The 24,757-nt window shown below is 62.4% G+C and carries 23 protein-coding genes; 15 read left to right on the forward strand and 8 right to left on the reverse strand.

The window, feature by feature from the left end:
• Positions 1-89: 89 nt before the first annotated feature.
• The gene (locus ACTD9P_RS23745; protein ID WP_438869612.1) at positions 90-1,034 is read right to left on the reverse strand and encodes an aliphatic sulfonate ABC transporter substrate-binding protein; all 945 of its coding nucleotides are present in this window, start codon (positions 1,032-1,034) and stop codon (positions 90-92) included.
• A 195-nt stretch (positions 1,035-1,229) separates the two neighbouring features.
• Between ACTD9P_RS23745 and ACTD9P_RS23750 the strand changes: the two genes are divergently transcribed.
• The 4 genes from ACTD9P_RS23750 (at position 1,230) to ACTD9P_RS23765 (ending at position 5,519) form a co-directional block, all read left to right on the forward strand.
• Complete coding sequence (locus ACTD9P_RS23750) at positions 1,230-2,549, forward strand: LLM class flavin-dependent oxidoreductase (protein ID WP_438869613.1); 1,320 nt, start codon at positions 1,230-1,232, stop codon at positions 2,547-2,549.
• Between the two features lie 153 nt (positions 2,550-2,702).
• Entirely contained in the window at positions 2,703-3,761 is a 1,059-nt protein-coding gene (locus tag ACTD9P_RS23755; protein ID WP_200433614.1) for an ABC transporter substrate-binding protein, read from the forward strand.
• Positions 3,748-4,737: an ABC transporter permease gene (locus ACTD9P_RS23760; RefSeq protein WP_438869614.1), complete on the forward strand. Its 990-nt coding sequence runs from the start codon at positions 3,748-3,750 to the stop codon at positions 4,735-4,737. Before ACTD9P_RS23755 ends, ACTD9P_RS23760 begins: the two co-directional genes overlap by 14 nt.
• Positions 4,731-5,519, forward strand: coding sequence for an ABC transporter ATP-binding protein (locus tag ACTD9P_RS23765; RefSeq protein WP_438869615.1), 789 nt, complete (start codon positions 4,731-4,733; stop codon positions 5,517-5,519). Before ACTD9P_RS23760 ends, ACTD9P_RS23765 begins: the two co-directional genes overlap by 7 nt.
• Before the next feature lie 3 nt (positions 5,520-5,522).
• On the opposite strand, the gene ACTD9P_RS23770 is transcribed toward ACTD9P_RS23765, so the two are convergent.
• Positions 5,523-5,957 (reverse strand): GFA family protein, encoded by a 435-nt coding sequence (locus tag ACTD9P_RS23770; RefSeq protein WP_438869616.1) that lies wholly within the window; start codon positions 5,955-5,957, stop codon positions 5,523-5,525.
• Between the two features lie 118 nt (positions 5,958-6,075).
• On the opposite strand from ACTD9P_RS23770, the gene ACTD9P_RS23775 reads away from it, so the two are divergent.
• Positions 6,076-6,966, forward strand: a complete 891-nt coding sequence (locus ACTD9P_RS23775) for a LysR family transcriptional regulator (protein ID WP_438869617.1) — start codon at positions 6,076-6,078, stop codon at positions 6,964-6,966.
• A gap of 154 nt (positions 6,967-7,120) precedes the next feature.
• The gene (locus ACTD9P_RS23780) at positions 7,121-8,473 is read left to right on the forward strand and encodes a Fic family protein (protein WP_438869618.1); all 1,353 of its coding nucleotides are present in this window, start codon (positions 7,121-7,123) and stop codon (positions 8,471-8,473) included.
• Between the two features lie 6 nt (positions 8,474-8,479).
• On the opposite strand, the gene ACTD9P_RS23785 is transcribed toward ACTD9P_RS23780, so the two are convergent.
• Complete coding sequence (locus tag ACTD9P_RS23785) at positions 8,480-9,022, reverse strand: acyl-CoA thioesterase (protein ID WP_438869619.1); 543 nt, start codon at positions 9,020-9,022, stop codon at positions 8,480-8,482.
• Positions 9,023-9,128: 106 nt separating this feature from the next.
• On the opposite strand from ACTD9P_RS23785, the gene ACTD9P_RS23790 reads away from it, so the two are divergent.
• The gene (locus ACTD9P_RS23790) at positions 9,129-10,085 is read left to right on the forward strand and encodes a GlxA family transcriptional regulator (protein ID WP_438869620.1); all 957 of its coding nucleotides are present in this window, start codon (positions 9,129-9,131) and stop codon (positions 10,083-10,085) included.
• A gap of 1 nt (position 10,086) precedes the next feature.
• On the opposite strand, the gene ACTD9P_RS23795 is transcribed toward ACTD9P_RS23790, so the two are convergent.
• A complete protein-coding gene (locus tag ACTD9P_RS23795) occupies positions 10,087-10,950 on the reverse strand; it encodes a LysR family transcriptional regulator (protein WP_438869621.1) in 864 nt (287 codons plus the stop codon).
• Between the two features lie 101 nt (positions 10,951-11,051).
• Between ACTD9P_RS23795 and ACTD9P_RS23800 the strand changes: the two genes are divergently transcribed.
• A complete protein-coding gene (locus tag ACTD9P_RS23800) occupies positions 11,052-12,050 on the forward strand; it encodes a quinone oxidoreductase family protein (protein WP_438869622.1) in 999 nt (332 codons plus the stop codon).
• 276 nt (positions 12,051-12,326) lie between these two features.
• On the opposite strand, the gene ACTD9P_RS23805 is transcribed toward ACTD9P_RS23800, so the two are convergent.
• Entirely contained in the window at positions 12,327-12,635 is a 309-nt protein-coding gene (locus tag ACTD9P_RS23805; RefSeq protein ID WP_438869623.1) for a hypothetical protein, read from the reverse strand.
• 145 nt (positions 12,636-12,780) lie between these two features.
• Complete coding sequence (locus ACTD9P_RS23810) at positions 12,781-13,503, reverse strand: pirin family protein (protein WP_438869624.1); 723 nt, start codon at positions 13,501-13,503, stop codon at positions 12,781-12,783.
• A 180-nt stretch (positions 13,504-13,683) separates the two neighbouring features.
• Here ACTD9P_RS23810 and ACTD9P_RS23815 point away from each other — a divergent pair, with 180 nt between their 5' ends.
• Together ACTD9P_RS23815 and ACTD9P_RS23820 are read left to right on the forward strand one after the other, a co-directional pair.
• Positions 13,684-14,634: a GlxA family transcriptional regulator gene (locus tag ACTD9P_RS23815; RefSeq protein ID WP_438869625.1), complete on the forward strand. Its 951-nt coding sequence runs from the start codon at positions 13,684-13,686 to the stop codon at positions 14,632-14,634.
• A 125-nt stretch (positions 14,635-14,759) separates the two neighbouring features.
• Positions 14,760-16,226 (forward strand): ATP-binding protein, encoded by a 1,467-nt coding sequence (locus ACTD9P_RS23820; protein ID WP_438869632.1) that lies wholly within the window; start codon positions 14,760-14,762, stop codon positions 16,224-16,226.
• Here the strand turns inward: ACTD9P_RS23820 and ACTD9P_RS23825 are convergent.
• A complete protein-coding gene (locus ACTD9P_RS23825) occupies positions 16,173-18,935 on the reverse strand; it encodes an ATP-binding protein (protein WP_438869626.1) in 2,763 nt (920 codons plus the stop codon). The genes ACTD9P_RS23820 and ACTD9P_RS23825 overlap by 54 nt on opposite strands.
• Positions 18,936-18,991: 56 nt before the next feature.
• Positions 18,992-19,390 (reverse strand): helix-turn-helix domain-containing protein, encoded by a 399-nt coding sequence (locus ACTD9P_RS23830; RefSeq protein ID WP_438869627.1) that lies wholly within the window; start codon positions 19,388-19,390, stop codon positions 18,992-18,994.
• A gap of 204 nt (positions 19,391-19,594) precedes the next feature.
• Here ACTD9P_RS23830 and ACTD9P_RS23835 point away from each other — a divergent pair, with 204 nt between their 5' ends.
• The 5 genes from ACTD9P_RS23835 to ACTD9P_RS23855 all read left to right on the forward strand — a co-directional run bounded on the left by ACTD9P_RS23835 (position 19,595) and on the right by ACTD9P_RS23855 (position 24,670).
• Positions 19,595-20,503, forward strand: a complete 909-nt coding sequence (locus tag ACTD9P_RS23835) for a LysR substrate-binding domain-containing protein (RefSeq protein ID WP_438869628.1) — start codon at positions 19,595-19,597, stop codon at positions 20,501-20,503.
• A gap of 97 nt (positions 20,504-20,600) precedes the next feature.
• A complete protein-coding gene (locus tag ACTD9P_RS23840) occupies positions 20,601-21,191 on the forward strand; it encodes an antibiotic biosynthesis monooxygenase (protein WP_438869629.1) in 591 nt (196 codons plus the stop codon).
• Positions 21,188-23,026 carry an amidohydrolase gene (locus tag ACTD9P_RS23845; protein WP_438869630.1) on the forward strand — a complete coding sequence of 613 codons (1,839 nt, stop codon included), beginning with the start codon at positions 21,188-21,190 and terminating at the stop codon, positions 23,024-23,026. Before ACTD9P_RS23840 ends, ACTD9P_RS23845 begins: the two co-directional genes overlap by 4 nt.
• A gap of 28 nt (positions 23,027-23,054) precedes the next feature.
• A complete protein-coding gene (gene ycaC, locus ACTD9P_RS23850; RefSeq protein WP_017137757.1) occupies positions 23,055-23,672 on the forward strand; it encodes an isochorismate family cysteine hydrolase YcaC in 618 nt (205 codons plus the stop codon).
• 116 nt (positions 23,673-23,788) lie between these two features.
• On the forward strand, positions 23,789-24,670 hold the full coding sequence (locus ACTD9P_RS23855; protein ID WP_438869631.1) for a LysR family transcriptional regulator: 882 nt from the start codon (positions 23,789-23,791) through the stop codon (positions 24,668-24,670).
• Positions 24,671-24,757: the final 87 nt, after the last annotated feature.

Below are 24,757 nucleotides of genomic sequence, written 5' to 3' on the forward strand. Positions count from 1 at the left end.
CGCGAATGCGGTGGGTCAGTTGATTCATCTGTCACTGATACACCGCATTCGCGAGCAAGCCCGCTCCCACATTCAGACCGTGTTCGACATCACGGCTTCCAGGTATCCACATCCTTGGCGTCCACCGCCTTGGGCAACAACCCCGCCTTGAAGAACGCATCCGCAATCTTCTGCTGTTCACCCAACTGCTCCCCCGTCACTGGCTGCACCTGATAGCTGCGGTGCGCATTGGCGGCTTCCACGGTGGCCACATCCAGGTTGCCCCACAGCGGGCCGAGCACTTTGGCCGCGTCCTGCGGGTGGGTTTTCACCCACTGGCCGGCTTTTTCCAACTGCTCATACACCACCTTCAAGACCTCGGGGTGCGCCTTGGCGTAAGGCGTGCCCGTCAGGTAGTAGCGCTTGTAGCTGGCAAGGCCCGCACCGTCGGCCAGCGTGCGTGTCGGCAATTGTCGCTGCACGCTGGTGAGGAAGGGTTCCCAGGTAACCCAGGCATCCACCTTGTTGTTTTCGAACGCCGCACGACCATCGGCTGGCGATAAGTAAGCCGGTTCAATGTCCGAAAACGCCAGGCCGGCTTTAGCCAGCGCAGCGATCAACAGATAGTGGGTGCCGGCCGCTTTGGTCACCGCGATTTTCTTGCCTTTCAAATCCGCCAACTGCTGGATCGGCGAGTCCTTGCGCACCACGATGGCCTGGGCCGACGGCGAGGGTGCTTCCTGGGCGAAATAGGTGAGTTTGGCCTGGGCCGCCTGGGCGAAGATCGGCACGGTGTCGGCCACGTCGGCGCTGATGTCCACGTTGCCCACATTGAGCGCTTCAAGCAGCGGCAGGCCGCTGGGGAATTCGTGCCAGCTCACGTCAATATTGTCGGCCTTGAGGGCTTTTTCCAGGGTGCCCTGGGTTTTCAGCAGGGTGATCAGGGTCGAGGATTTCTGGTAACCGATGCGCACGGTTTCCTGGGCCTCGGCACTCGCCGCGACAGAAAAAGCCAACAACCCGATAACAGCGGCGAGGGGACGACGAATAGACATGGCGCGCTCGATCTTCAGCGAAATAGCGCCAAGCTTAAAGTTATGAAAAGCATTCGATAAATACTCTTTCGATCTGAGCTTAGGGCGCTTTTTGCAGCGTCCGACCAATCGGGCATAACCATAGAGTTATATGATTCTTTCATAATTACTCGTGATTAATATAATCAAAAGCGAATTCACCCGCGAAGACGCTTTATGACCACACGCCGCCAGATCCATTTGTCAGCCTTCCTGTTAAGCGGCCCGGTGGTGCACAGCCACGCGGTGTGGCGCCACCCGCAAACCGTGGGCAATTACCTCGACCCCGAGTACTACACGCGCATCGCCAAGGTCGTGGAAGAAGGCCTATTCGACTTCCTGTTCTTCGCCGATCGCCTGGCCGTGGGCGATCAGATGGGCGGCTCCCGTGAGTTTGCCTTGCGCTACGGCGCCCAGGACGCCACGCGCCTGGACCCGTTGCCGATCCTCTCGTATCTGGTCGGCCAGACCAGCAAGCTTGGGCTGGGCGCGACCCGTTCCACCACCTATTACGAACCGGCGCATATTGCCCGCGAATTCGCCACCTTGGACCACCTGTCCAAGGGCCGCGCGGCGTGGAATATCGTCACCTCGATGAATGACAGCGAAGGGCGCCTGTTCGGCAAGGCCAAGCACTTGGAGCATGACCTGCGCTACGACCGCGCCGATGAGTTTGTCGAGGTCGCGCTGAAGCTCTGGAACAGCTGGGGCAAGGACGCGCTCAAGCTCGACCGCGAAAGCGGGGTGCTCGCCGACCCGGCATTGATTACCTCGGTGCAACATCACGGCGAGTGGTTCCGGGTCGAAGGCCCGCTGAATATCCCGCGCTCGCCCCAGGGCCGGCCGGTGCTGATCCAGGCCGGTTCGTCCGGGCGGGGTCGGCGCTTTGGCGCGCGGTGGGCCGAGGCGATTTTTACCATTCACCCGCACCTGGCGGCCATGCGGGCCTTTCGCGATGACGTGCGCGCCCAGGTGGTGCAACAAGGCCGCGCCGCCGACAGCTGCAAAATACTCACGGCGGTGATGCCGTTTATTGGCGGCAGCGAAGCCGAAGCCCGCGCCAAGCGCGACCAGCACAACGCCCTGGCGCGGCCGCAGTTGGGGCTGGTAACTCTGGCTTCGCAATTGAATGTGGACCTGTCGCCGTTCCCGTTGTCGGCCACCCTGGCCGAGGTCGCGCAATCGCCGCTGATCCACGCGGCGGCCGCTGAAAAACTGCTGATGCAAGGCTCTGAGCTGACCCTGGAACAACTCGGCCGGATCTTCGCCAGCAGCGTGCGCGTGCCGCAACTGGTGGGCACCGGCGCGCAGGTCGCCGACCAATTGGCCGAGCTGTTCGAGCAAGGCGGTTGCGATGGATTTGTGATCTCGCCGGGGTACTTGCCGGGCTCGTTCACCGAGTTTGTCGAGAGCGTGATTCCGCGCTTGCAGCGCAAGGGCTTGTTCCGCACCGCCTACGAAGGTTCGACGCTGCGTGAACACCTCGGGCTGGACTGAACGCGCTCTATGTGGGAGCTGGCTTGCCTGCGGTAGCGGTAGGTCAGTTTGCATCGTAGTTGACTGACACTGCGCTATCGCCGGCAAGCCAGCTCCCACATTTGGACCGTAGTGTTTTTTTATTGGGTACATCAATTTAAAGGAATAGTGCGCATGGCTGTTTTCGATCACTTGACCCGTCGCCACTTGCTCGGCATGGCCGGTATCTCCCTGGCCGGCCTGGCGCTGCCCAGCCTCGGCTTTGCGGCCGACGAACACGCCGGGCACGGCACGCCTGCGGAACCTGCAGGCACGGGTGAGTTCATCCGCCTCGACGCACCGCGTAAGCTCAAACTGGCGGTCAACCTCAACGCTGTGTGCCTGGCGCCGGTGGTGATCGCCCACGGCCAGGGCTTCTTCACCAAACATAACCTCGATGTGGAACTGGTCAACTTCGGCAACTCCACCGAAGTGCTGCTCGAAGCCATCGCCACCGGCAAGGCGGATGCCGGCATCGGCATGGCGCTGCGTTGGCTCAAGGCGCTGGAACAAGGCTTCGACGTCAAGCTCACGGCCGGCACCCACGGCGGTTGCCTGCGCTTGCTGAGTGCGGCGAACGGTGGCGTGAATAAGCTCGAAGACCTCAAGGGCAAGGCCATCGGCGTCACCGACATGGCCAGCCCCGACCGCAACTTCTTTTCGATCCTGCTCAAAAAGCACGGCGTCGACCCGGTGCGCGACGTCGAATGGCGCCTGTACCCGGCCGACCTTCTGGGCACCGCGCTGGAGCGTGGCGAAGTGCAGGCGGTCAGTGGCAGCGACCCGTTCATGTACCGCCTGATCAAATCCGGCGTGGCGCGGGAGTTGTCCACCAACCTGGTGGAGGAATACGCCAACCTCAGTTGCTGCGTGGTCGGCGTCACCGGCAAGCTGGTACGTGAAGACAAACGCGTGGTTGCGGCGCTGACCCAGGCGATTCTGGAGGCCCACGACTATTCCGTGCAGCACCCCGAAGAAGTCGCCAAGGGCTTCCAGGCTTATGCGCTGAATACCACGACTGAAGAAGTGCAGGCGATTCTGCACGACCACACCCACGGTCACCATGCGGTCGGCGCGGCATTGACGCAGGAAATCACCACCTATGTCACCGACCTGAAAACCGTCGAGGTGATCAGCAAAGGCACCGACCCGGTGGAGTTTGCCAAGGAGATCACCGCTGATGTCTTCAGTTGATGCAACTACCCTGAACCCAACCCTGGCATTCAAGGCTGGCTGGCAGGGCGCAACGGTGGTGGCTGCCTGGGTGGCCGTGGCGTTGTTGATCAGCTATTGGCCCAATGCCGTGCGCAATTGGCCAATGACCCAAGGGTTGGCCAATGTGTGCGTGGCGGTGGCTGCGCTGTTTATCCTGTTGAGCCTGCTGGGCCTGCGTTTTTCGCGGCTCGGCCAGCGCCTGAAAAATGCCGGGCCGTGGCTGATTGCCTTGCCCGTGTTGCTGGGTATCTGGGAGCTGCTCACCGCCAAGCTGGCGCTGCTGCCGGTGCCGTTTTTCGCGCCGCCCCAGGCCTTGCTCGCAGTGTATATCGAAGACTATGCGCGCCTGGCCGACAGCCTGCTGCATTCGGCCTTGCTGCTGGGTTCGGGCGTGGCGCTGGGCGCTGCTACCGGGTTTGTCGCGGGCGTCTCCATCGGCTGGTCCACACGCATCGGCTACTGGTTGCACCCGGTGCTGCGCATCCTCGGGCCGGTGCCGTCGACGGCGTTGCTGCCACTGTGTTTTTTCCTGTTCCCCAGCAGTTGGAGCGCAAGTGTTTTCCTGATTGCGCTGGCGACCTGGTTTCCGGTCACGGTGCTGACCTGGTCCGGTGTGGCGAGTGTCGATAAAGCTTATTACGACGTGGCGCGCACCTTGGGTGCCAAGCCGGGCTTCCTGATTTTCAAAGTGGCGATTCCCGCCGCGTTGCCCCACGTGTTTGTCGGCTTGTTCATGGGCCTGGGCGCCTCGTTCTCGACCTTGGTGGTGGCGGAAATGATGGGGGTCAAATCCGGCATCGGCTGGTACTTGCAATGGGCTCAGGGCTGGGCCGCCTACGCGAACATGTACGCGGCATTGTTGATTATGGCGCTGGCGTGTTCGGGGCTGATCACCGGGTTGTTCCTGGTGCGTGACCGCTTGTTGGCCTGGCAGAAAGGAGCGGTGAAATGGTAGCGCTGGCACAGGCAGTCCAGCCCTCGACGGGGCTGGCACTGCGGATTGAAAACCTGAGCCATGGCTTTGCACTGGACGGGCAGCATTTGCCGGTACTGGAGCGGGTTTCCCTGGATGTAGCGCCAGGAGAATTCGTGGCATTGCTGGGGCCTTCGGGCTGCGGCAAATCCACCTTGCTGCGCCTGGTGGCCGGGTTGGAACCGGCTGACTCCGGCCGTTTGCTCGCCGATGGGCACGCCATCACTGGCCCGGACCCAAGCCGCGTGGTGGTGTTTCAGGACCCAACCCTATACCCGTGGCGCCGCGTGTGGGACAACGTGGCGCTGGGTTTGGAAGCCCAGGGCTTGCTCAAGACCCATTCGGCCAAGGTCGATCAAGCCCTTGAAAAAGTCGGCCTCAGCCCGTTCGCGCGCGCTTATCCTCGGCAACTTTCCGGGGGTATGGCCCAGCGCGTGGCGTTGGCCCGTGCGCTGGTCAACCAGCCTCGGCTGCTGATCCTGGATGAGCCCCTGGGCAAGCTGGACTCGTTGACGCGCATCACCATGCAAAAGGAGCTCATCGACCTGTGGCAGCGCCAGGGCTACACGGCGCTGCTGGTGACCCACGACGTGGAAGAAGCCTTGCTGCTGGCCAACCGCGTGATCGTGTTCAGCGACCGCCCGGCGAAGATCCAGGCGCAGCTGAGCATTGATCGGCCGTACCCTCGGCATCGCGATGATGCTTATCTGGTGGATTTACGTCGGCAGATTCTGGGGTTGTTGGGGTTGGGGGAGAGCTGGTAGCACTCAGCCAAACAACGCCTGGGCAAATGCCTGCGGCGTCGGGCTGTGGGGCCAGGTCGGCAGGCCGTCGGGCAGGGTCAGCCAGGCCTGCTTGCGGCTGACCCAGATATGCGCCACCGGTGCGGCGGCCTGGCTGTTATCCAGGGTGCCCACCCGCAGCACGCGCATGCCGGGCGCCGCCGTGGTGGTATTGCTGATCCGCGTATGGCACACGCCGCACAGTTGGTGATGCGACTGCACGCCATCCACCGCATAGGCGTACTCCGTTACTGGCCCATCAACCCGCAGCGCATCCTCCGGCAGCAACGCATGCAGGGCGAAGGCACTGCCGCTCAAGGTTTGGCAATGCAGGCAATGGCAGGCGTAGACCGCCGGTAGCGCGTCCATGTCCAGCTGGTAAGTGACGGCGGCGCAACGGCATTGGCCGGTAAAAATCATAGCGGTTGATCCTTCAGGCGAGACAGGGCGCAAGGCCCATCGGGTATGCTCGCCAGCATGCCTGCGCGTCTGCACAAAGACCATTGGCCAAAACTGCCCACCGGCTCACAGGAAATGTATGAACGCCCCTCAACTGCAATGGGACACCCAGCGTGCCTTTCTCGCCGTGCTGCGCACCGGCAGCCTGTCGGGCGCAGCGCGGCTGCTGGGGATCGCCCAGGCCACGGCGCGACGACGCATCGAGGCACTGGAACAGAGTGTCGGCGTCAGCCTGTTTATCCGCTCGCCACAAGGGCTGTTGCCCACCGACATGGCCCGCGAATTGATCAGCCATGTCGAAGCCATGGCCGTCGCAGCGAATGCCTTCAACCGCGCGGCGTCGGCGGACTCCGCTGTGGCGGCGGGCACGGTGCGGCTCACCAGCGGCCAGTTGCTCGGCGTCGAAGTCTTGCCGCCGATACTGCGCGACCTGCGGCGCAACCACCCGCAACTGGCGATTGAACTGAGCGTGTCCAACCGTTTACAGGCGCTGGCCCTGCAAGAGGCCGATGTGGCCGTGCGCATTCGTCGTCCCACGGAAACGACGGTGGTGACGCGCAAGGTCGGCGACTTGCACGTCGGCCTCTATGCCGCACCTGAGTTGCTGGCAGAGCAGGGCACGCCTGATAGCCTGGCGCAGTTGCAGGCGTTTGCGCTGATCGGGCCGGATCGTCACTTGGAAGAAATCGAGTTTCTTCGCCAGCACGGTTTCGAATGTGGCGCGGCGCGCAGTGTGGTCCGTACCGACGACCACCTGGCGCAGTTCGCCGCACTGCGCGCAGGCGTGGGCATCGGCGTGTGCGCACGCCAATTGGCGCAGCGCCACGGCCTGGTGCGGGTGTTGGCCGAGCAGGTGGATTTCACAGTGGACGTTTGGATTGCCATGCATCAGGACATGCGCCGGGTGCAGCGGGTGGCGGTGGTGTTTGACGAGGTGTCAGCCGCTATGGCGCAGTTCCTGGCCGCTTGATCGTTCCCACGCTCTGCGCGGAAATGCCGCCTGGGACGCTCCGCGTCCCGCATCGCCAGAGTCGCACTCATGCAGTTCCTGACTGCGTAAGCCTTGACACCACCAACCCCTACGCGCAAGGATCAACTCAATTTTCAAAAATTGAGTTTCAGTGATGGCAAGAATCCATAAGCCAACCGATTTCGCAGATTTGTTAAAGCAATACGGCTTGGAGGTTTTCGAGCTGGCGCGACTCTACAAAGCGGTCGACGACAAGGGTCGGTACTTGCACTGGGATGAATTTCGTCGATATCCCGCGCCGGGCATCAATAAAGACGCCGCTTGGGCCGCGATCAAAATGTCGCGGGCCTGCGCAAGCAAGACCCTCGAACTGCGTAGCGAGTGCGGCAGCCCTTTTTTTGTGTGCGCCACGGATTTCTGTGACGCGGTCGTTCACGCCGTAGAGTCGCTGACGTCCCGGTTGGGCGGGGCGGCGGCGGCGTCTCCCCAATACCGGGATAACACCCGCTACCTGGTTGACGCCTTGATGATGGAAGAAGCCATTTCCAGTGCCCAACTGGAGGGCGCGGCGACGACCCGCAAAATCGCCAAGGACATGTTGGCCAAGGAACGCCCGCCTCAAGATGATGATGAGCGGATGATCCTGAATAACTATCAGCTGATGAAGCATGCCAAATACAACAAGGACGAAAGTCTGTCGCTCGGGTTGATCTGCGAGTTTCATGGCATTGCCACGGCGGGCATTGATGAAGCGCAGGTTCATCCGGGGTCCATCAGGGACGAAGACGATGTTTTTGTCGGCGGTGCGGGCAATGACATTGTGCATCAGCCGCCCAGGGCCGCCTTGCTGCCAGCCAGGCTTGAAGCGCTCTGCCGGTTTGCCAATGAGCAGCATGATGGGCAGCAGGGCAGGCACTTTATCCACCCGGTGGTCAAAGCCGTCATCCTGCATTTTATGCTGGGCTATGAGCATCCTTTCAGGGACGGGAACGGACGCACCGCACGCGCTTTGTTCTATTGGTTCATGCTCAAAAGTGGTTACTGGCCGTTTGAATATATTTCTATCAGCACGCTGCTCAAAGAGGCGCCAATGCAATATGGGCGTTCCTACGTCTACACGGAAACCGACGCCTATGACCTGACCTATTTCGTGATTTACCAATTGCGCGTCATCGAGCGGGCGATGCAGGCGTTCATGACGTATTTCGAGGCCAAAAGGAATGAAGCCACCGCGCTGATGGGCTGGCTGGATACGCTTGAATTGAATGATGCACTCAATTATCGGCAGGGGCATTTCCTGAAAAAGGTGCTGCAACACCCAGGGCGTACCTTCACGCCCAAGGAAATCACCCATGACTATGATATTTCGGAAAATACTGCGCGTAAGGACCTGGAGAAGTTGGTCGGCATGAAGGTGCTGTTCAAAGTCCAGGAAGGCAAAAGCTTCCTGTACCTGGCCAGGGATGACGCCGAAGCCAACCTGAAGAAGCTCGCATCTAAAGCCTAGCCATGCTCAAACCTGCTCCTCGGCCCGCAACTGCACGCTCATCTCATCACAACTGTTTGCCCAGTCACTCAGCCACTGCGGCATGGGCGGTGACGCTTCGGCCAAGCCGAGTTCGCGCACAAAGTCGGCAGGAGGCAAGGTGCCTTTGGCGGAGCGGAACAGGCCGCGCATCACCACCACGCCCACCACTCGGCCCTTGCTGATAAAACGATGCTCCATCAGGCTCCATTTGTGGTCCCAGCCGAGTATGCGCGTGTGTACCTCGAACACTTCAAAGAGCTTCAGCTCGCGGCGGAACTTGCCCCAGGTGTCGCCCACAATCGGCAACGCCTTGTTGCGCAGGGCCACGCGAAAAGCGCCGGTACGGAGCACAAAATCCATCCGCGCAACGTCTGCCAGGGTGAAATACCGGCCATTGGTGACGTGCCGGTTGATATCCAGGTCCAGCGGCCACACCCGCATGCGCACCACCGTGGTATCCAAACCCTGCACCGGCTTGCGCCAGGGACGACGGAACAACATGAACAGCAATCGAAACCAGAGATTCATAAACGTGCCAGGCAGTTGATCAGAAGCCGAACTGTACGGTGGCAGAATCGGCTAAGGTAGGTGCGCAAATGACTTATTACATGCGAAAAACGCAAACAGGCTTTTTATGCACATTACCTTGCTCCTGGCCGACGATTGCTCCGCCGCCAACGCCACGCTGGTCCTGGAAATGCTCGGCGCCGCCAATCTGTTTGCCGACAGCCCACCCTTTGAAGTGGTGGTGGTCTCCCTTGACGGCCAGCCCGTCACTACCGGGGGCGGGTTGCGCATGCCGGTGGCGTGCGCGGCGGCGCAGGTGCGCCGCACCGACCTGATCCTGATCCCCGGTTTCCTGTTTACCCTCAAGCAGGCCCTGCCCACTTTTCCTGCCTACGGCCCGTGGCTGCGTGAGCAATATGCCCAGGGCGCGGTGCTGGCATCGATGTGCACCGCAGCTTTTTTGCTGGCCGAAACCGGTCTGTTGCAAGGCCTGCATGCCACCACCCACTGGGCGTTTACCGAGTTGTTCCGGCGCCGTTACCCGGACGTGACCCTGGAGGACGCGCAGATCCTGTGTGAAGAAAATCGCGTGATCACCAGCGGTGGTGCCAGCGCCGCAATGGACCTGATGCTGCACCTGATCCGCCGCTTCGGTTCACCAGAGCTTGCGCATACCTGTGGCAAATACCTGTTGATCGATGGCGTGCGTACCGAGCAGTCGGTGTATGCCCTGTGGTCGTTGCCCAAGAACCACGGCGACGGCGAGATCCTGCGGGTGCAGCATTGGCTGGAGCAGCACTTTGCCCAGGCGTTGGTGATTGACGACGTGGCGCTGCGCTTTGGCTTTGGCGTGCGCAATTTCAAGCGGCGTTTCAAGGAGGCGACCGGCTATACGCCCATTGGTTATGTGCAAACCCTGCGCCTGGAGCGTGCCAAGCAGATGCTGGAGTCCACGCGCATGACCCTCGAAAGCATCACTTACGCGGTCGGTTATGAGGACAGCAATTCGTTTCGCCGCCTGTTCCAGCAGCGCGTGGGCATGTTGCCGGCGGCCTATCGCAAGAAGTTCCTCGCCACGGCGTGATTCAGCGACGTAGCTGTGCCTGCGCTTCAATGCATTCCACCAGAAACTCCATCACCACTTTCACCAACGGTGAGCGGCGCATGTCCGGGTACACCGTCAGCCAGATATCACGCACCGGGCCGTCGCTGGGCGTGGGCAACCGCGTCAACAGCGGGTCGGCATCGCCCACCAGGGTGGGCAGTACCACTGCGCCGACCTGCGCGCGGGCGGCCATTTGCTGGGTGATCAACTCGCTGGCGGCAAACACGATTGGGCGTGGGCCGCGCAGTTGGTGCAGCCACGCTTGCTGGGGCAGGTGATCGCGGCTGGCGTCATAGGCGATGAAGGTCCATTGCGCTGCCGGCAAGTGTTCGAGCGCAGGCGCGGCGTACAAGCCGAAGCGCACCACCCCGACTTTGCGCCGCACCAGGGCTTCTTCGTCGGGGCGCAGTGTGCGCAAGGCGATGTCGGCTTCGCCTTTGTCCAGCGCGGCCAGTTGGGTGGAGGGCATCAGCACCAGATTCAGCTGCGGGTAGTGGGCGCGCAACCGCGCAAGCTGAGGTGCAATGCAATGGTTGGCGATGGACGGCGGACAACTGACACGCACCGTACCGGCCAGTTCGATGGAGGCCACGCGGGACAGGTGTAGCACCTGCGTGGCCATATCGCCCATGCCCGCCGCTACTTGCGCCAAGGCCAAACCTTGCGCCGTAAGCGGGCGGCTGCGGGGCAGGCGGTCCACCAGTTTTACGCCCAGGGCTCTCTCCAGCGCATCGACCCGGCGCCCGACGGTGGCGTGCTCCACCTGCAACTCGCGGGCGGCGGCCGACAGTGACTGGGTGCGCGCCAGCACGGTGAAGTAGTAAAGGTCCTGCCAATCGAACATCGGGTTATTTCCGCACAGAGGCTGGGAAGGATTGGGGAATATTCCAACCGAAAAAACCTTTTTACCATGGCCGCTTCCCTGTGCAAACGGAGTTGTTCCCGATGAAAGCCATTACCCTGCAAACCTACGGCGGTCCCGATGTTGCCCAACTGCGCCAGGATGTGGCCAAACCCCAGGTCACGGCCGGGCATGTGCTGGTCAAGGTGGCCTGCGCCGGGATTAATTTCATGGATATTCATACGCGCCAGGGCAAATACGCCGCGTCGGTAACCTACCCGGTGCGCTTGCCCTGCACCTTGGGCATGGAGGGCGCCGGCGTGGTGGTTGAGGTCGGCCCCGGCGTGAGCCATCTGGCGGTGGGCGACCGCGTGGCCTGGTGCATTGCCTGGGGCGCTTATGCCGAATATGCCAACGTGCCTGCCGATAAAGTTGCGCAGATCCCCACGGCCATCCGCTTCGATCAGGCCGCAGCCGCGATGTTTCAAGGCTGCACCGCGCACTATCTGATTGAGGATGTGGCGCGCTTGCAGGCGGGCAGCAGTTGCCTGATTCACGCGGCGTCCGGGAGCATCGGCCAGTTGCTGGTGCAGATGGCGCGGCGGTTGGGTGCGACCGTGTTCACCACCGGCAGCAGTGCCGAAAAATGCGCGATTGCCCGGCAACGCGGGGCTCACCAGGCCTGGACCTATGACGGCTTTGCCGATCAGGTGCTGCAAGCCACCCATGGCCGCGGGGTGGATGTGGTGTTTGACTCCGTCGGCAAAACCACCTTGCGCGAAAGTTTCCGCGCTTGCCGCACGCGCGGTTTGATCGTCAATTATGGCAACGTGTCGGGCTCACTGACCGACCTGGACCCGATTGAATTGGGCGAAGCGGGCTCGCTGTTGTTGACCCGACCACGCCTGGCCGACCATATGGCCGACGGGGCGACCGTGCAGCGGCGTGCCAATGCGGTGTTCGCGGCGATGCTGGAAGGGTCGTTAAGCGTGGAGATCGAGGGCCATTACCGCCTGGAGACGGTGCATCAGGTACACGCACGCATCGAGGCACGCCAGCAGATCGGCAAGGCGGTGTTGTGGGTGGACCGAGATCTGCACTGATTGGTGTGTTGAGCAGGTTTAGTGTGGTGAGCAAGCTGGTTGTGGCGAGCAGGCTTGCCCTGCGTTGGGCTGCGAAGCGGCCCCAGTGCGGCTCATGCGATTTTTCAGTTAAACCGCGTGTTCAGGTTTCAGGGCCGCTGCGCGCCCCAACGCAGGGCAAGTCTGCTCGCCACAACAGCCCGTTAACCAGACGTTGGGTGGGGTACATGGCCAGATCACAGACGAAAAAAAACCGGCTGATCAGGCCGGTTTGGGGTACCTCGCCAACAGCGAGGGTTATACGTGGTTGCTCTGCAGGCGATCAGCACCACCTTCAGCCAGGCCACGTTCTTGCAGACGATCCGAACCGCCTTCAGCCAGGCCGCGCTCCTGCAGGCGATCAGCACCGCCTTCAGCCAGGCCACGTTCCTGCAAGCGGTCAGCACCGCCTTCGGCTATACGGCGTTCCTGCAGACGGTCAGCACCGTTTTCGGCTACGTGGCTGCCTTGCAGGCGATCCGCGCCGCCTTCAGCAACAACCGGGTGGGCAAAAGCGTTGGCAGCCAGTACCGAGAAAGCGAGGCTAAGCAAGAGTTGGCGTTTCATGGTGGTGTGCTCCGAGTGTTGTAGTGGGGTGTGGCTGGATATGGGTTTGATGGTACGCGTTGGATTTTTTAAGAGAACTTCATTGCGCTGATGGTGACTATCGACGCCAGCGATGGCCCGTTGTGGCGGGCCATCGTGCAAGCGCTCAAGGCATCTGCGGCAGTTCCTGAGGGCGCAGGTCAAACACCAGCACTTCGGCGTCTTCGCCATGGGTCAGGCGGATCTGGCGTTCATTGCGCAGCCGCGCGCCGTCGCCTTCCTGCAAGCGTTGGCCGTTGAGTTCAACGCTGCCGCGGGCCACATGCACGTACACATGGCGGTCCACCGGCACATCCAGTGTCGCGGCTTCGTCGCCGTTGAACAGCCCGGCATACACCCGTGCATCCTGGCGAACATTGAGCGAACCCTCCGTGCCTTCCGGCGAGATGATCAGCTGCAAGCGCCCACGTTTCTGCGCCGCGCTGAAGTGCTCCTGCTGATAGCGCGGCTCGGCGCCGACCACATCCGGCACAATCCAGATTTGCAGGAAGTGCACGCCATGGCTCTGGCTGTGGTTGAACTCGCTGTGGGCCACGCCGCTGCCGGCGCTCATCAATTGCACGTCGCCGGGGCGGATCACCGAGCCGGTGCCCAGGGTGTCCTTGTGTTCCAGGGCGCCTTCGAGCACATAGGAGAAAATCTCCATGTCGCGATGCGGGTGCTGGCCGAAGCCTTTGCCGGCGGCGACGCGGTCATCGTTGATCACCAGCAGGTCGGAAAAACCCTGCTCCTTGGCATCCCAGTAGTTGGCGAACGAGAAGGTGTGGAACGACTTCAACCAACCGTGATTGGCGGCGCCGCGTTCCGAGGCTTTGCGAAGGGTCAGCATGGTCTTGTCCTCAAGTGAGCACCGGCTGCGAAATGCAGGGCGCTTGCGTTGAGAAGAAGGTTAATGGTTTTCAGTGGATTCATTAATAAGCTGAAAATTGAATTAATGTCTCATTTTAGTTGACAGTTTCAAGCGTGCCATAATGCCGTCCCGACTCCCGTTACGATGGACTTGCTCTTGATGAAAACCGTGGCCATGGTGCTGTTTCCAGACTTCCTGCTGCTCGATATGGCCGGGCCGCTGGAGGTGTTTTCCATAGCCAACCGCTACTTGCCGACGGCGGAGCATTATCGGATCCTGACGCTCGGCACCGAGCCCGGCGCGCTGCGCGCCTCCAATGGCGTGCACGTGCATGCCGACCTGCAACTGGAGCATGCCGACGAGGCCTACGACCTGCTATTGGTGCCCGGCGGCCCAGGCGCTTATAACGAATGCCATCCGGCTTTGCTGCCTTGGCTTGGGGCCGCAGCGCCACGGGCACGACGCTTCGGGTCGATCTGCACCGGCGCCTTTGTGCTGGGGCACGCCGGGCTGCTCGACGGCCACCGCGTCACCACGCACTGGCACTACACCGACCGCCTGATCAAAGGCTTTCCCAAGGCCATCGTCGAGACCGACCGCATCTACTTGCAGGATGGCCGCTTGATTACTTCCGGCGGGGTCACTGCCGGCATCGACCTGGCCCTGTCGATCATCGCCCAGGACCATGGCCGGCAGGTCGCGGTCGACGTCGCCAAGGTGTTGCTGGTGGTGATGAAACGCCAGGGCGGTCAGGCGCAGTTCAGCCCGATGACGGCCGCCGTCGCGCCGCTGGAAACCCCGATCACCCGCGTGCAGAAGCAGGTGCTGGCGCAGTTGGATCAGCCATTGAGCATCGTGTCCATGGCCGCGCTGGCGGGCATGAGCGCGCGCCATTTTGCGCGGCTGTTCGCCAAAGAGGTGGGCATGACGCCCATGGCCTTTGTGCAAGGCGCGCGCATCGACCGTGCCCGGCACCTGCTGGAAAGCACTGACCTGCCGCTCAAGACCGTGGCTTTCCGCGCAGGCTTCGGCAGCGTGCGGCATATGCGCTTTCTGTTCAGCGAAAAACTCGGCCTTAACCCCACGCAGTACCGACAGCAGTTCAGTTGACGCCGTAATGTCCGTCTGGCTGCCCTGATTGTCCGTGTCGCTCCCTGTGCCAGCATTGTCCTGTCACGCATAGGTGGCAAGATAGCTCCAGGCCCTTGAAAGGAGGCGCAGACGCCCAAGGCCGGGTGTTCCAGCGCTGTCAGCAGATGAACAATGCACACACGGTGAGCTTCGGCCCCTTTACCTTTCATCGCGATCAACGCCTGGTCAGCAAGACCGGCCTGCCGGTGCCGTTGGGTGGGCGTGCGCTGGATATCCTCGCGATACTGTTGGAGGCGCCGGGGCAATTTGTCAGCAAGGACACTTTGATCGGCCGGGTCTGGCCGAACAGCGTGGTGGAAGACAATAATTTGCGTGTGCACATCGCCGCCCTGCGTCGTGCGCTGGATGGACAACGCTATATCCTCAATGAACCGCAACGCGGCTACTGCTTCGTGGCGCCGTCACCGGTGCAGGCACCGCGGCCTCGGCACAACCTGGCCGCACGGCTCAGCCCGCTGATCGGCCGCGACGAACTGCTGGGCAGCCTGGTGCGACGCCTGGGCGGCCAACGGCTGATGATGCTCACCGGCTGCGCCGGAATCGGCAAGAGCAGCGTGGCCCTGGCGCTGGCAGAACGGGTGTTGCCGCGCTATCGCGATGGTGTGTGGTGGCTGGACCTGGCAACGGTGCAGGCGCCGACCCGTTTGCTCGACTCTCTGACCGAAACCCTGCACCTGCAACCCTGTGACAGCATCCATGCGCTGTGCGAGCAATTGGCCACCCGGCAACTGTTGCTGGTGCTCGACAATGCCGATGTGTTGCTGGGTGCCTGCCGGCATTTGGTGCATACGCTGCAAGCCAGGGCGCCGCAGGTGAGCGTGCTGCTGACCAGCCGCGAAGCCTTGCAGGTGCCCGGCGAATGGGTGCAACACGTACCACGGCTGGCACTGCCGACGTCAACTGACCGGGGCGGTGTCGAGCAGGCCATGATGTATCCGGCCCTGCAATTGTTCGTGGCGCGGGTGCGTGCCGGTCAGCAGGGATTTGTACTGCGGTCTGAAGACCTGGCGCCGTTGTGCGATATCTGCCTGCGTCTGGACGGCATCCCGCTGGCGCTGGAACTGGCGGCGGCCCAGATTGAGGCCCTGGGAATACGCGGGTTGCAAAAGCAGTTACACAACGGCGTGCAAGTGTTGAGGCGTGGCCGACGCACGGCGGTCGAGCGCCATCAGTCGCTGACGGCGGCGCTGGATTGGACGTATCAACGCTTGAGCTTGCCGCAGCGTTGGCTGTTCCTGCAATTGGCGCTATTCAAAAGCGCGGTGACGTTGCCGGCCTTGACCGAACTGGTGGCCGGCACTGAACTGGCGCATGCCGACCTGGCTTACCTGCTGGCACGCCTGGTCGCGACGTCTTCTCTGGTGGTCGAACCCGGCCCCGGCCCGCAGCGCTATCGCCTGCTCAACAGTGTGCGCAGCTACGCCCTGGCGCAACTGCGTGACCCGTTGCAGGTGGCGCGTTTGCAGCAGGGCTATGGGCATTATCTGGGGCCGTTTTCAGGCCAGCCGTTTGTCCTGCAACTGGTCGAGCAGGCTGCGCACGCGGACTAGATCCTGGGTGGCATAGCCCTCGGTAAATTGCCCGTAGACCGAATTCAACAGTTCACGTGCTACCCGCACACGGCCCTGGCTTTGCCACAGGCAGGCAAGAGAGGTCGCGCAGCGCAATTGCCAGGCCAGTGCGCCTTGCTCGTGCGCCACGCCCAATGCTTCGAGCAGCAGCGATTCACGCGCATGCAGTTCGGGCAGGGCCTCGGCGCGCACCCTGAGAATCTCGGCCGTGCACCAACCGGCCGTGCCGTTGCTGGCGCGCTCAAATACCTTGTCATCTACCTGGGCGGCATTGAAGGTCACCCGTATGTCCTGAACCAGGCCCAGGCCTTGCAATGTCTCATGGGGGGCGGTGCCCTCGTAATGCCGCGCCCAGGTCTGAAACAACTGCGCCGAATGTTTCTGCGAGTGCTCCAGCAACAGCGCCAGCGGCGCGTGCGCGGCGTCGCTACCGCCGTTGTAGTGGGCAATCGGTACGCTGGCCAGGGCCAGGGTGTAGCAGATCGAGGTGCCGTGGTTGATCTGCAACGCCAGCTCCAGCGCCTGGTTGGCCGTTCGCGCGGCCCGCTCTGGAAACCCGCGCAGCCACAGAATGCGCGCCAGCACCGTCAGCGACGCCACACTCTGGTCGTATTGCACGCCAAAGCCATGGGTGAAACGGTTGAGATGGCCGCTGTGGGCCATGCGTTGCAGCACTTGTTCGGCATTGTGCAGGGCCAGCACCTGGTTGCCCGCGTAATGCTGGGCCAGTACCCGTAAGCGCTGGGCACTCAAATCCAGCAGCGGATCGGTGCGCGGGTCGAGGCGGTCGAACTGCAGGCTCTGCTCCAGCGCCTCACGGTAGCGGCCGGCACACAGGTTGACCGCCATGTGCCCGGAGACGGCTCGCAACTGGCCGCCATTGTCCTGGAGCGTTTGCGCCAGGCGCCGGGCCGCCACAAACGCAGCGATGGTCTGCGGTGCGCCGCCGAGGGCGTGATAGGACAGGCTGCCCAGGGCGAGTTGCAGTTGCATGGTCAGTTGCGTGCAAGGCGCGCCCGATTGCGGCATCAGCGCCAGGGCCTGGTCTACGTACAGCGCATGTTCGCGCAGCAGCGACAACTCCTGCCACAGCGGCATGGCGCTGACCGTCAGGCGAATGCCCAGCAGGTGCGCGCCGTGTTCGCCCAAGCCCCAGTCGAGTGCGGCGCGGATGTCCTCGCGCAATGGCGCATAACGGTTGATCCACAGCTCGGTGGCGGTGAATTCCCAGTCCTCCTGCGCCTGCTCCATCAGCGCCAGACAGCGCGCCGCATGGCGCTCGCGAGTGTTGTCGAGTTCAGCCGCCTGGTCGAGCTTTTCCAGGGCATAGCTGCGGGTGACATCCAGCAGACGATAGACCATTTCATCATCGCCGGCCTCGACGTTGAGCAGCGACTTGGCTACCAGTTGGGTGATCGAGCCCAGCACTTCGGCCGGTGCGATGTGCTCCCCGGCGATCACCGCCGCCGCGCTTGCCAGGCTGAACCCGCCGCGAAACACTGCGAGGCGGCGCAGGCAAATCTGTTCGCAGGCGGTGAGCAGGTTAAAACTCCAATCCAGCGTGGCGCGCAAGGTTTGCTGGCGGGGCAGGTCGCTGTGCAGGCCGCGATTTAGCAGGCGCAGGTTGTCCTCCATCTGCACCAGCAAGCCCGGCAAGCCGAAGCGTTCGATCTGCGTGGCGACCAATTCGATCGCCAGGGGAATGCCGTCCAGGCGCTTGCAGATCTCGATGGCCAAGGGCAGTTGCGCATCGCTGAGTTCAAAACTGTCCTGGTGCGACATGGCGCGCTCGATCAGCAGTTGCAACGCCGGGTAGCCGAGGGCCTGGGCGCGGTTACCGGTAGCGGGCGGGCAGGCCAGCGGCTCCAGGCGTTGCACGTACTCGCCTTCGGCGCGCAGGGCTTCGCGGCTGGTGGCCAAAATGTGCAGGTGTGGCATGTGACGCAGCAAGGTTTCGCTGATCAGCGCGATGTCGTCCAGCAGGTGTTCGCAGTTGTCGATTACCAGCAGCAACTTCCGCGCGTGCAGGCTGCGGGCCAAGGTCAGCAACGGGTCATGTTCGGTGGGTGCGAGGCCGAGCAGGGCGGCCAGGTTGGGCAGGATCATTGACGGCGCGCTGAGCGGCGCCAGATCCAGCAGGTGAATGCCGTCGCGGTAATGGCCGATCAATAATTCCGCCACACGCAGCGCCACGGTGGTCTTGCCGATGCCGCCCGCGCCGGTCAGGGTGATGAAGCGTTGCTGCGGCAGTTGCTGTACCAGTGCGTCGATCAACACCTGGCGGCCAATCATCCGCGTACGGCGCAGCGGCAGGTTATGGCCCTGGTTGTGGGGAATACCGTCGATGGTTGTCGTCATCGGTTCGATGCTCAGGGGCGCGACAAAGCTGTACCCGCGCTGGGCGACGGTGACGATATAGCGTTGCCCGGCCTGGCCATCGCCCAGGGCCTTGCGCAACGCGGCCATATGCACGCGCAGGTTGCCGTCTTCGACCACCGTTTTGGGCCATACCCGCGTGATCAGTTCCTGCTTGCTCACCACATTGCCGGCGTGTTCCAGCAAGATCAGCAAGATTTCAAGCGCGCGTCGGCTCAGGCGCAAGGGGCGGCCAGCCTCCAGCACCAGGCGCTGGCGCGGGTGGACACGGTAGGGACCGAAATGCACGGCCTGGTCGTTGAGGTCACTCATGGTGGCCCCTGTTCCGGAAAAAGTTTGGCCAGCATATTCCAGGCAGGTGCAGACCACTAGGCCGCCATCACCTGTGATTTTTGACGCGTGTGGTGATTTCGCCAGGTCATCGGGTTCACGCCCTCGCTGCGCGTGAACATATGGCAGAAGTGCGCCTGGTCGCAGAAGCCGCATTCGAGGCTGATCTGGGTCAGGCTCAAGGACGACCCGGTGATCAGTTCCTTGGCCCGCTGAATGCGCTGTTGGCGAATCCACTCCTGGGGCGACAGCCCGGTGGTGCACTTGAACGCACGAGAAAAATGGCTGCGCGACAGCGCACAGGCCTGCGCCAATTCGGCAATCGCCAGGCTTTCGCCGAGGTTGGCGAGGATCAGTTGCTTGGCAACTCGCTCGCGCCGGGGGCACAAGCCACCGGTGACGCCAAGGCGGGGGGCACAGTCATCAAATCGGGCCATGACAATTATCCGTAGTCGATGGGAGCGTTCCCGGTGAATGGATGCAGTGTAGACCGCTGTATTTTTGGCGCCGGGCCGTCTGGCTGGCGAGTTAATCGTTGTTAATTTCGCCAGGTGCGCGCCCGGAAAAGACAGCACAGGCATGCAATCGGCGATCCGTGCGGCATGCTTAGCTGACGGCCTGATAACCGTTTGGATACCGCCATGAACCGCAACGACCTGCGCCGCGTCGACATGAACCTGTTAGTGATTTTCGAGGCGCTGATGTTCGAGAAGAACCTGACCCGGGTCGCCGAAAAGCTCTTCATGGGCCAGCCGGCCGTGAGCGCCGCGCTCGGGCGCCTGCGCGATTTGTTCGACGACCCGTTGCTGCTGCGCAACGGGCGCGGCATGGAACCCACGCCACGGGCGGTGGCGATACTCAAGGAGCTGCAACCGGCGATGGACACCATTTCAGGCGCAGTCAGCCGCGCCAAGGATTTCGACCCTTCCACCAGCTGCGCGGTGTTCCGTATCGGCCTGTCCGATGATGCCGAGTTCGGTCTGTTCCCGCCGTTGCTCGGCCAGCTGCGCGAAGAGGCGCCGGGGATCATCGTGGTGGTGCGCCGCGCCAACTACCTGTTGATGTCTTCGTTGCTGGCCAGTGGCGAGATTTCCGTGGGCGTCAGCTACACCACCGAACTGCCGGCGAACGCCAAGCGCAAGAAGCTGCGGGACATTCCCTGCAAGGTGCTGCGCGGCGACGACGGCGCGGCGCCGTTGACACTCGATGACTACTGCACGCGGCCCCACGCGATGGTGTCGTTTTCGGGCGACTTGAGCGGCAATATCGACCTTGACCTGGCACGCATCGGCCGGGCACGCAGGGTGGTGCTGGCGGTGCCGCAATTCAGCGGCTTGCGCGCCCTGCTGGCGGGTACGCAAATCATCGCGACAGTGCCCGACTACGCCGCCTGCGCCTTGACCGAAGGCACTGTGCTGCGCGCCGAGGACCCGCCGTTCGCAATTGAAGCCTCGGAATTGTCGATGGTCTGGAGCGGCGTGCACGACAACGACCCGGCGGAGCGCTGGTTGCGATCGCGCATCAGTGAGCATATGGCGCGTTTGGCGTGAGCGCGCCGGGCGAGACAGCACAAACATCCAATTCCCGCCCCCCGTTCCCCGCCAGACTCCCCCCATCGCTCAACTCTCCAGGGGGGAATCACACCGTATGGACCCAACACCTGAAACCAGCCCTGACGAGGTCGTCACCCTGGTGGTCAAACACCTGATCAAGGCCGGCCGTGAAGCCGATTACGAGGCCTGGCTGCGGCGTATCGTGCGCATTGCCGGCGAGCGCCCCGGCCACCTCGGTGTGGATGTGGTGCGCGGCAAGCAGGGTGGGCAGGCGCTGTTTACCTGCGTCTTGCGCTATCGCTCCACCGACGCGCTGGAACGCTGGCTTGACTCTCCCGAACGCCAGGCGTTGATCGCTGAAGCGGCGCCGATGCTGGCTGATGGCGATAAAACCGAAATCGGTGCGGCCAACGAGTTCTGGTTCGCGCCCCTGGCCGACAGCGCCGCCAAGCCGCCGCGCTGGAAGCAGGCGGTGGTCAGTCTGTGCGTGATTCTGCCGCAAACCCTGCTGCTGCCGTTTATCTGGGGGCCGATCCTGCGTCTGCACCCGTTCCTGTCCAACTACGTGGTCTCCACTTTTCTGGTGACCCTGACCATTGTGCTCTTGGTGGTGTACCTGCTGATGCCGGCCGCCACCCGCCTGTTCGCTCCCTGGCTTGAAGCCTCTGTAAAGGAAACCCTATGAACGCCGATCTGATTCTGTTCAATGGCCAGTTCCACACCGTGGACCGTGAAAACCCACGGGCCACTGCGGTCGCTATCCACCAAGGCCGATTTGTCGCGGTCGGCACCGACGGCGAGGCCATGGCCCTGCGCGGCAGCGGCACCCAGGTCATCGACCTCAAGGGCCGCACCGTGATCCCTGGCCTTAACGACTCGCACTTGCACCTGATCCGTGGCGGGCTGAACTACAACCTTGAACTGCGCTGGGAAGGCGTGCCGTCACTGGCCGATGCGTTGCGCATGCTCAAGGATCAAGCCGATCGCACGCCGACGCCGCAATGGGTGCGCGTGGTGGGGGGCTGGAACGAATTCCAGTTCGCCGAAAAACGCATGCCAACCCTGGAAGAGTTGAACCAGGCCGCGCCAGATACGCCGGTGTTCGTGCTGCACCTGTATGACCGTGCCTTACTCAACCGCGCCGCCCTGCGCGTAGCCGGTTACACCAAGGACACGCCAAACCCGCCGGGCGGCGAGATTGTGCGCGACAGCAACGGCAACCCCACCGGCATGCTGGTGGCGCGTCCCAACGCGATGATCTTGTATGCAACCCTGGCCAAGGGCCCGAAGCTGCCGCTCGAATACCAGGTCAACTCGACCCGCCAGTTCATGCGTGAACTCAATCGCCTGGGCCTCACCAGCGCCATCGACGCCGGCGGCGGCTTCCAGAACTACCCAGACGACTATGCGGTGATCGAGCAATTGGCCAAGGACCAACAGCTGACGGTGCGCATCGCCTACAACCTGTTCACGCAAAAGCCCAAGGAAGAACTCAGCGACTTCAAGCACTGGACCGGCAGCGTGACCCTGCACCAGGGCGACGATTACCTGCGCCACAACGGCGCAGGCGAGATGCTGGTGTTCTCGGCGGCGGATTTCGAAGACTTCCTTGAGCCACGCCCCGACCTGCCGTTGACCATGGAGCAGGAACTGGAACCGGTGGTGCGCCATTTGGTTGAGCAGCGCTGGCCGTTCCGGCTGCACGCCACGTACGACGAATCTATTTCGCGCATGCTCGATGTGTTCGAGAAGGTCAACCGCGACATCCCGTTCAATGGTCTGCCGTGGTTTTTCGACCACGCCGAAACCATTACGCCGAAAAATATCGAGCGCGTCCGGGCCTTGGGCGGTGGTATCGCGATCCAGGACCGCATGGCCTTCCAGGGCGAATATTTTGTCGAGCGCTATGGCGCCAAGGCCGCCGAAGCCACGCCACCGATCAAGCGCATGCTGGCCGAAGGTGTGCCGGTAGGGGCGGGCACCGACGCCACGCGGGTCTCGAGCTACAACCCATGGACTTCGCTGTACTGGATGGTCAGCGGCCGCACCGTCGGTGGCCTGGAGCTGCACGCCGAAGGCCTGCCGCGCCTCACCGCGCTGGAACTGTTCACCCACGGCAGCGCCTGGTTTTCCTCGGAGCAGGGCAAGAAGGGCCAGATCAAGGTCGGCCAGTTGGCGGATGTGGCGGCACTCTCGGCGGACTTCTTCAGTGTCGATGAAGAAGCCATCAAATGGATCGAGTCGGTACTGACCGTGGTCGGCGGCAAGGTGGTGTACGGCGCCGGCGACTTCGAAGATTTTGCACCACCTCAAGTACCGGTGCTGCCGGACTGGTCGCCGGTGGTCAAGGTGCCGGGGCACTGGCGCCCAGGTTCACCGGTGCAAGCCCAAGTGCACCACTGCAGCGGCCCATGCGGCGTGCACGTCCACAGCCATGAAAAAGCGCGGCTTTCCAGCGTACCGATCAGCGATTTCCAGGGTTTCTGGGGCGCGTTTGGTTGCTCGTGCTTTGCCTTCTGATTTTAAAAACACCCAAAGGAGTTCACCCATGACTTACAAGCGCTTGAACAAAGATGACGCCGTGGTATTGCTGGTCGATCACCAGACCGGCCTGATTTCCCTGGTGCAAGACTTCTCTCCGAACGAGTTCAAGAACAACGTGTTGGCTCTGGCCGACGTGGCCAAGTTCTTCAACCTGCCGACCATCCTCACCACCAGTTTTGAAAGTGGCCCTAACGGCCCGTTGGTTCCGGAACTCAAGGCACTGTTCCCGGACGCGCCTTACATTGCCCGCCCTGGCCAGATCAACGCGTGGGACAACGAAGATTTCGTCAAGGCGGTCAAGGCCACCGGCCGCAAGCAGATCATCATTGCCGGCGTGGTAACGGATGTGTGCGTCGCGTTCCCGACCCTGTGCGCCCTCGCTGAAGGTTTTGAGGTGTTCGTGGTGACCGACGCCTCGGGTACCTTCAACGAAACCGTGCAGCAAGCCGCCTGGGCACGTATGACGGCCGCCGGCGCGCAACTGGTGAACTGGTTCTCTGTCGCCTGTGAACTGCAAGTTGACTGGCGCAACGACATGGAAGGCCTGGCCAACCTGCTGTCGCCGCGCATTCCGAACTACCGTAACCTGATGAACAGCTACTCGGCGTTTACGGCCAAATAAGCGGCTGTTAAAGGGGTAGATCATCCCTGCAGGAGGGGGCAAGCCCCTCCTGCATTTGATTGTGTCGTAGCTGCTGACAGGCTATAAACCAGCCAAATGTCCACCGAGAAGCGACAATGAACCCCTTCGAAGACATGCGCCTGTTTTGCCAGGTCATGGAGTCCGGCAGCTTCACCGCCGCCGCCGAGCAATTGGGCTTGTCCAAACAATTCGTCAGCCGCCGCCTGATCCAGCTGGAAGATCGCCTGGGCGTACGCCTGCTCAACCGCTCCACGCGCCGATTGGACGTTACGCCACTGGGCCAGAGTTACTACGAATCGGCCTTGCGCCTGCTCGGCGAAGTCGAGCAGGTGGAGCAGGGCATTGCCGGCCAGAACAGCGAACCACGGGGCACGATCCGGCTCAGCGCGCCGTTGTCGTTTGCCATGGCCCACCTGGGCTGCCTGCTGCCGCAGTTCCTGCAACGCCACCCGCAGGTGTCGGTGGAAGTCGACTTGAGTGATCGCCCGGTGGACCTGATCGGCGAGGGCTACGACCTGGTCTTGCGCATCGGCACGCTGGAAGACTCGACCCTGATTGCCCGGCGCATCGCCAGCGTGCAGCGGGTGTATTGCGCCAGCCCCGACTACCTGGCCTTGCGCGGCACGCCGCTCAAGCCCGAAGACCTGGCTGATCATGACTGCCTGCCCTATGGCCATGGCCGCCAAGTGCAATGGCGCTTCAAAGGCAAGTTGCAGGCGCTCAATGTCAGTGGTCGCATGCGCGTGAACAATGGCGAGTTGCTGCGCGATACCGCAATCGCCGGGTTGGGCGTCACTTATTTGCCGACTTTTATTGTCGCCGAGGCCTTGAAAGACGGGCGTTTGGTAACCCTGCTGGACGACTTCGCCCCCGAGGCCTTGACCTTGTCGGCGGTGTACCCGCAGCACCGGCAAAGCTCAAGGCCAGTGCAGGCGTTGGTGGAGTTTTTGCGCGATCGCCTGGCCAGCGGCTGCTGATTCACTGACACAACACAAAACAAATGTGGGAGCGGGCTTGCTCGCGAATGCGGTGGGACAGCCAACACATGAATTGACTGATACACC

It is taken from the genome of Pseudomonas onubensis (assembly GCF_965653655.1).
In the GTDB taxonomy this organism is placed as follows: domain Bacteria; phylum Pseudomonadota; class Gammaproteobacteria; order Pseudomonadales; family Pseudomonadaceae; genus Aquipseudomonas.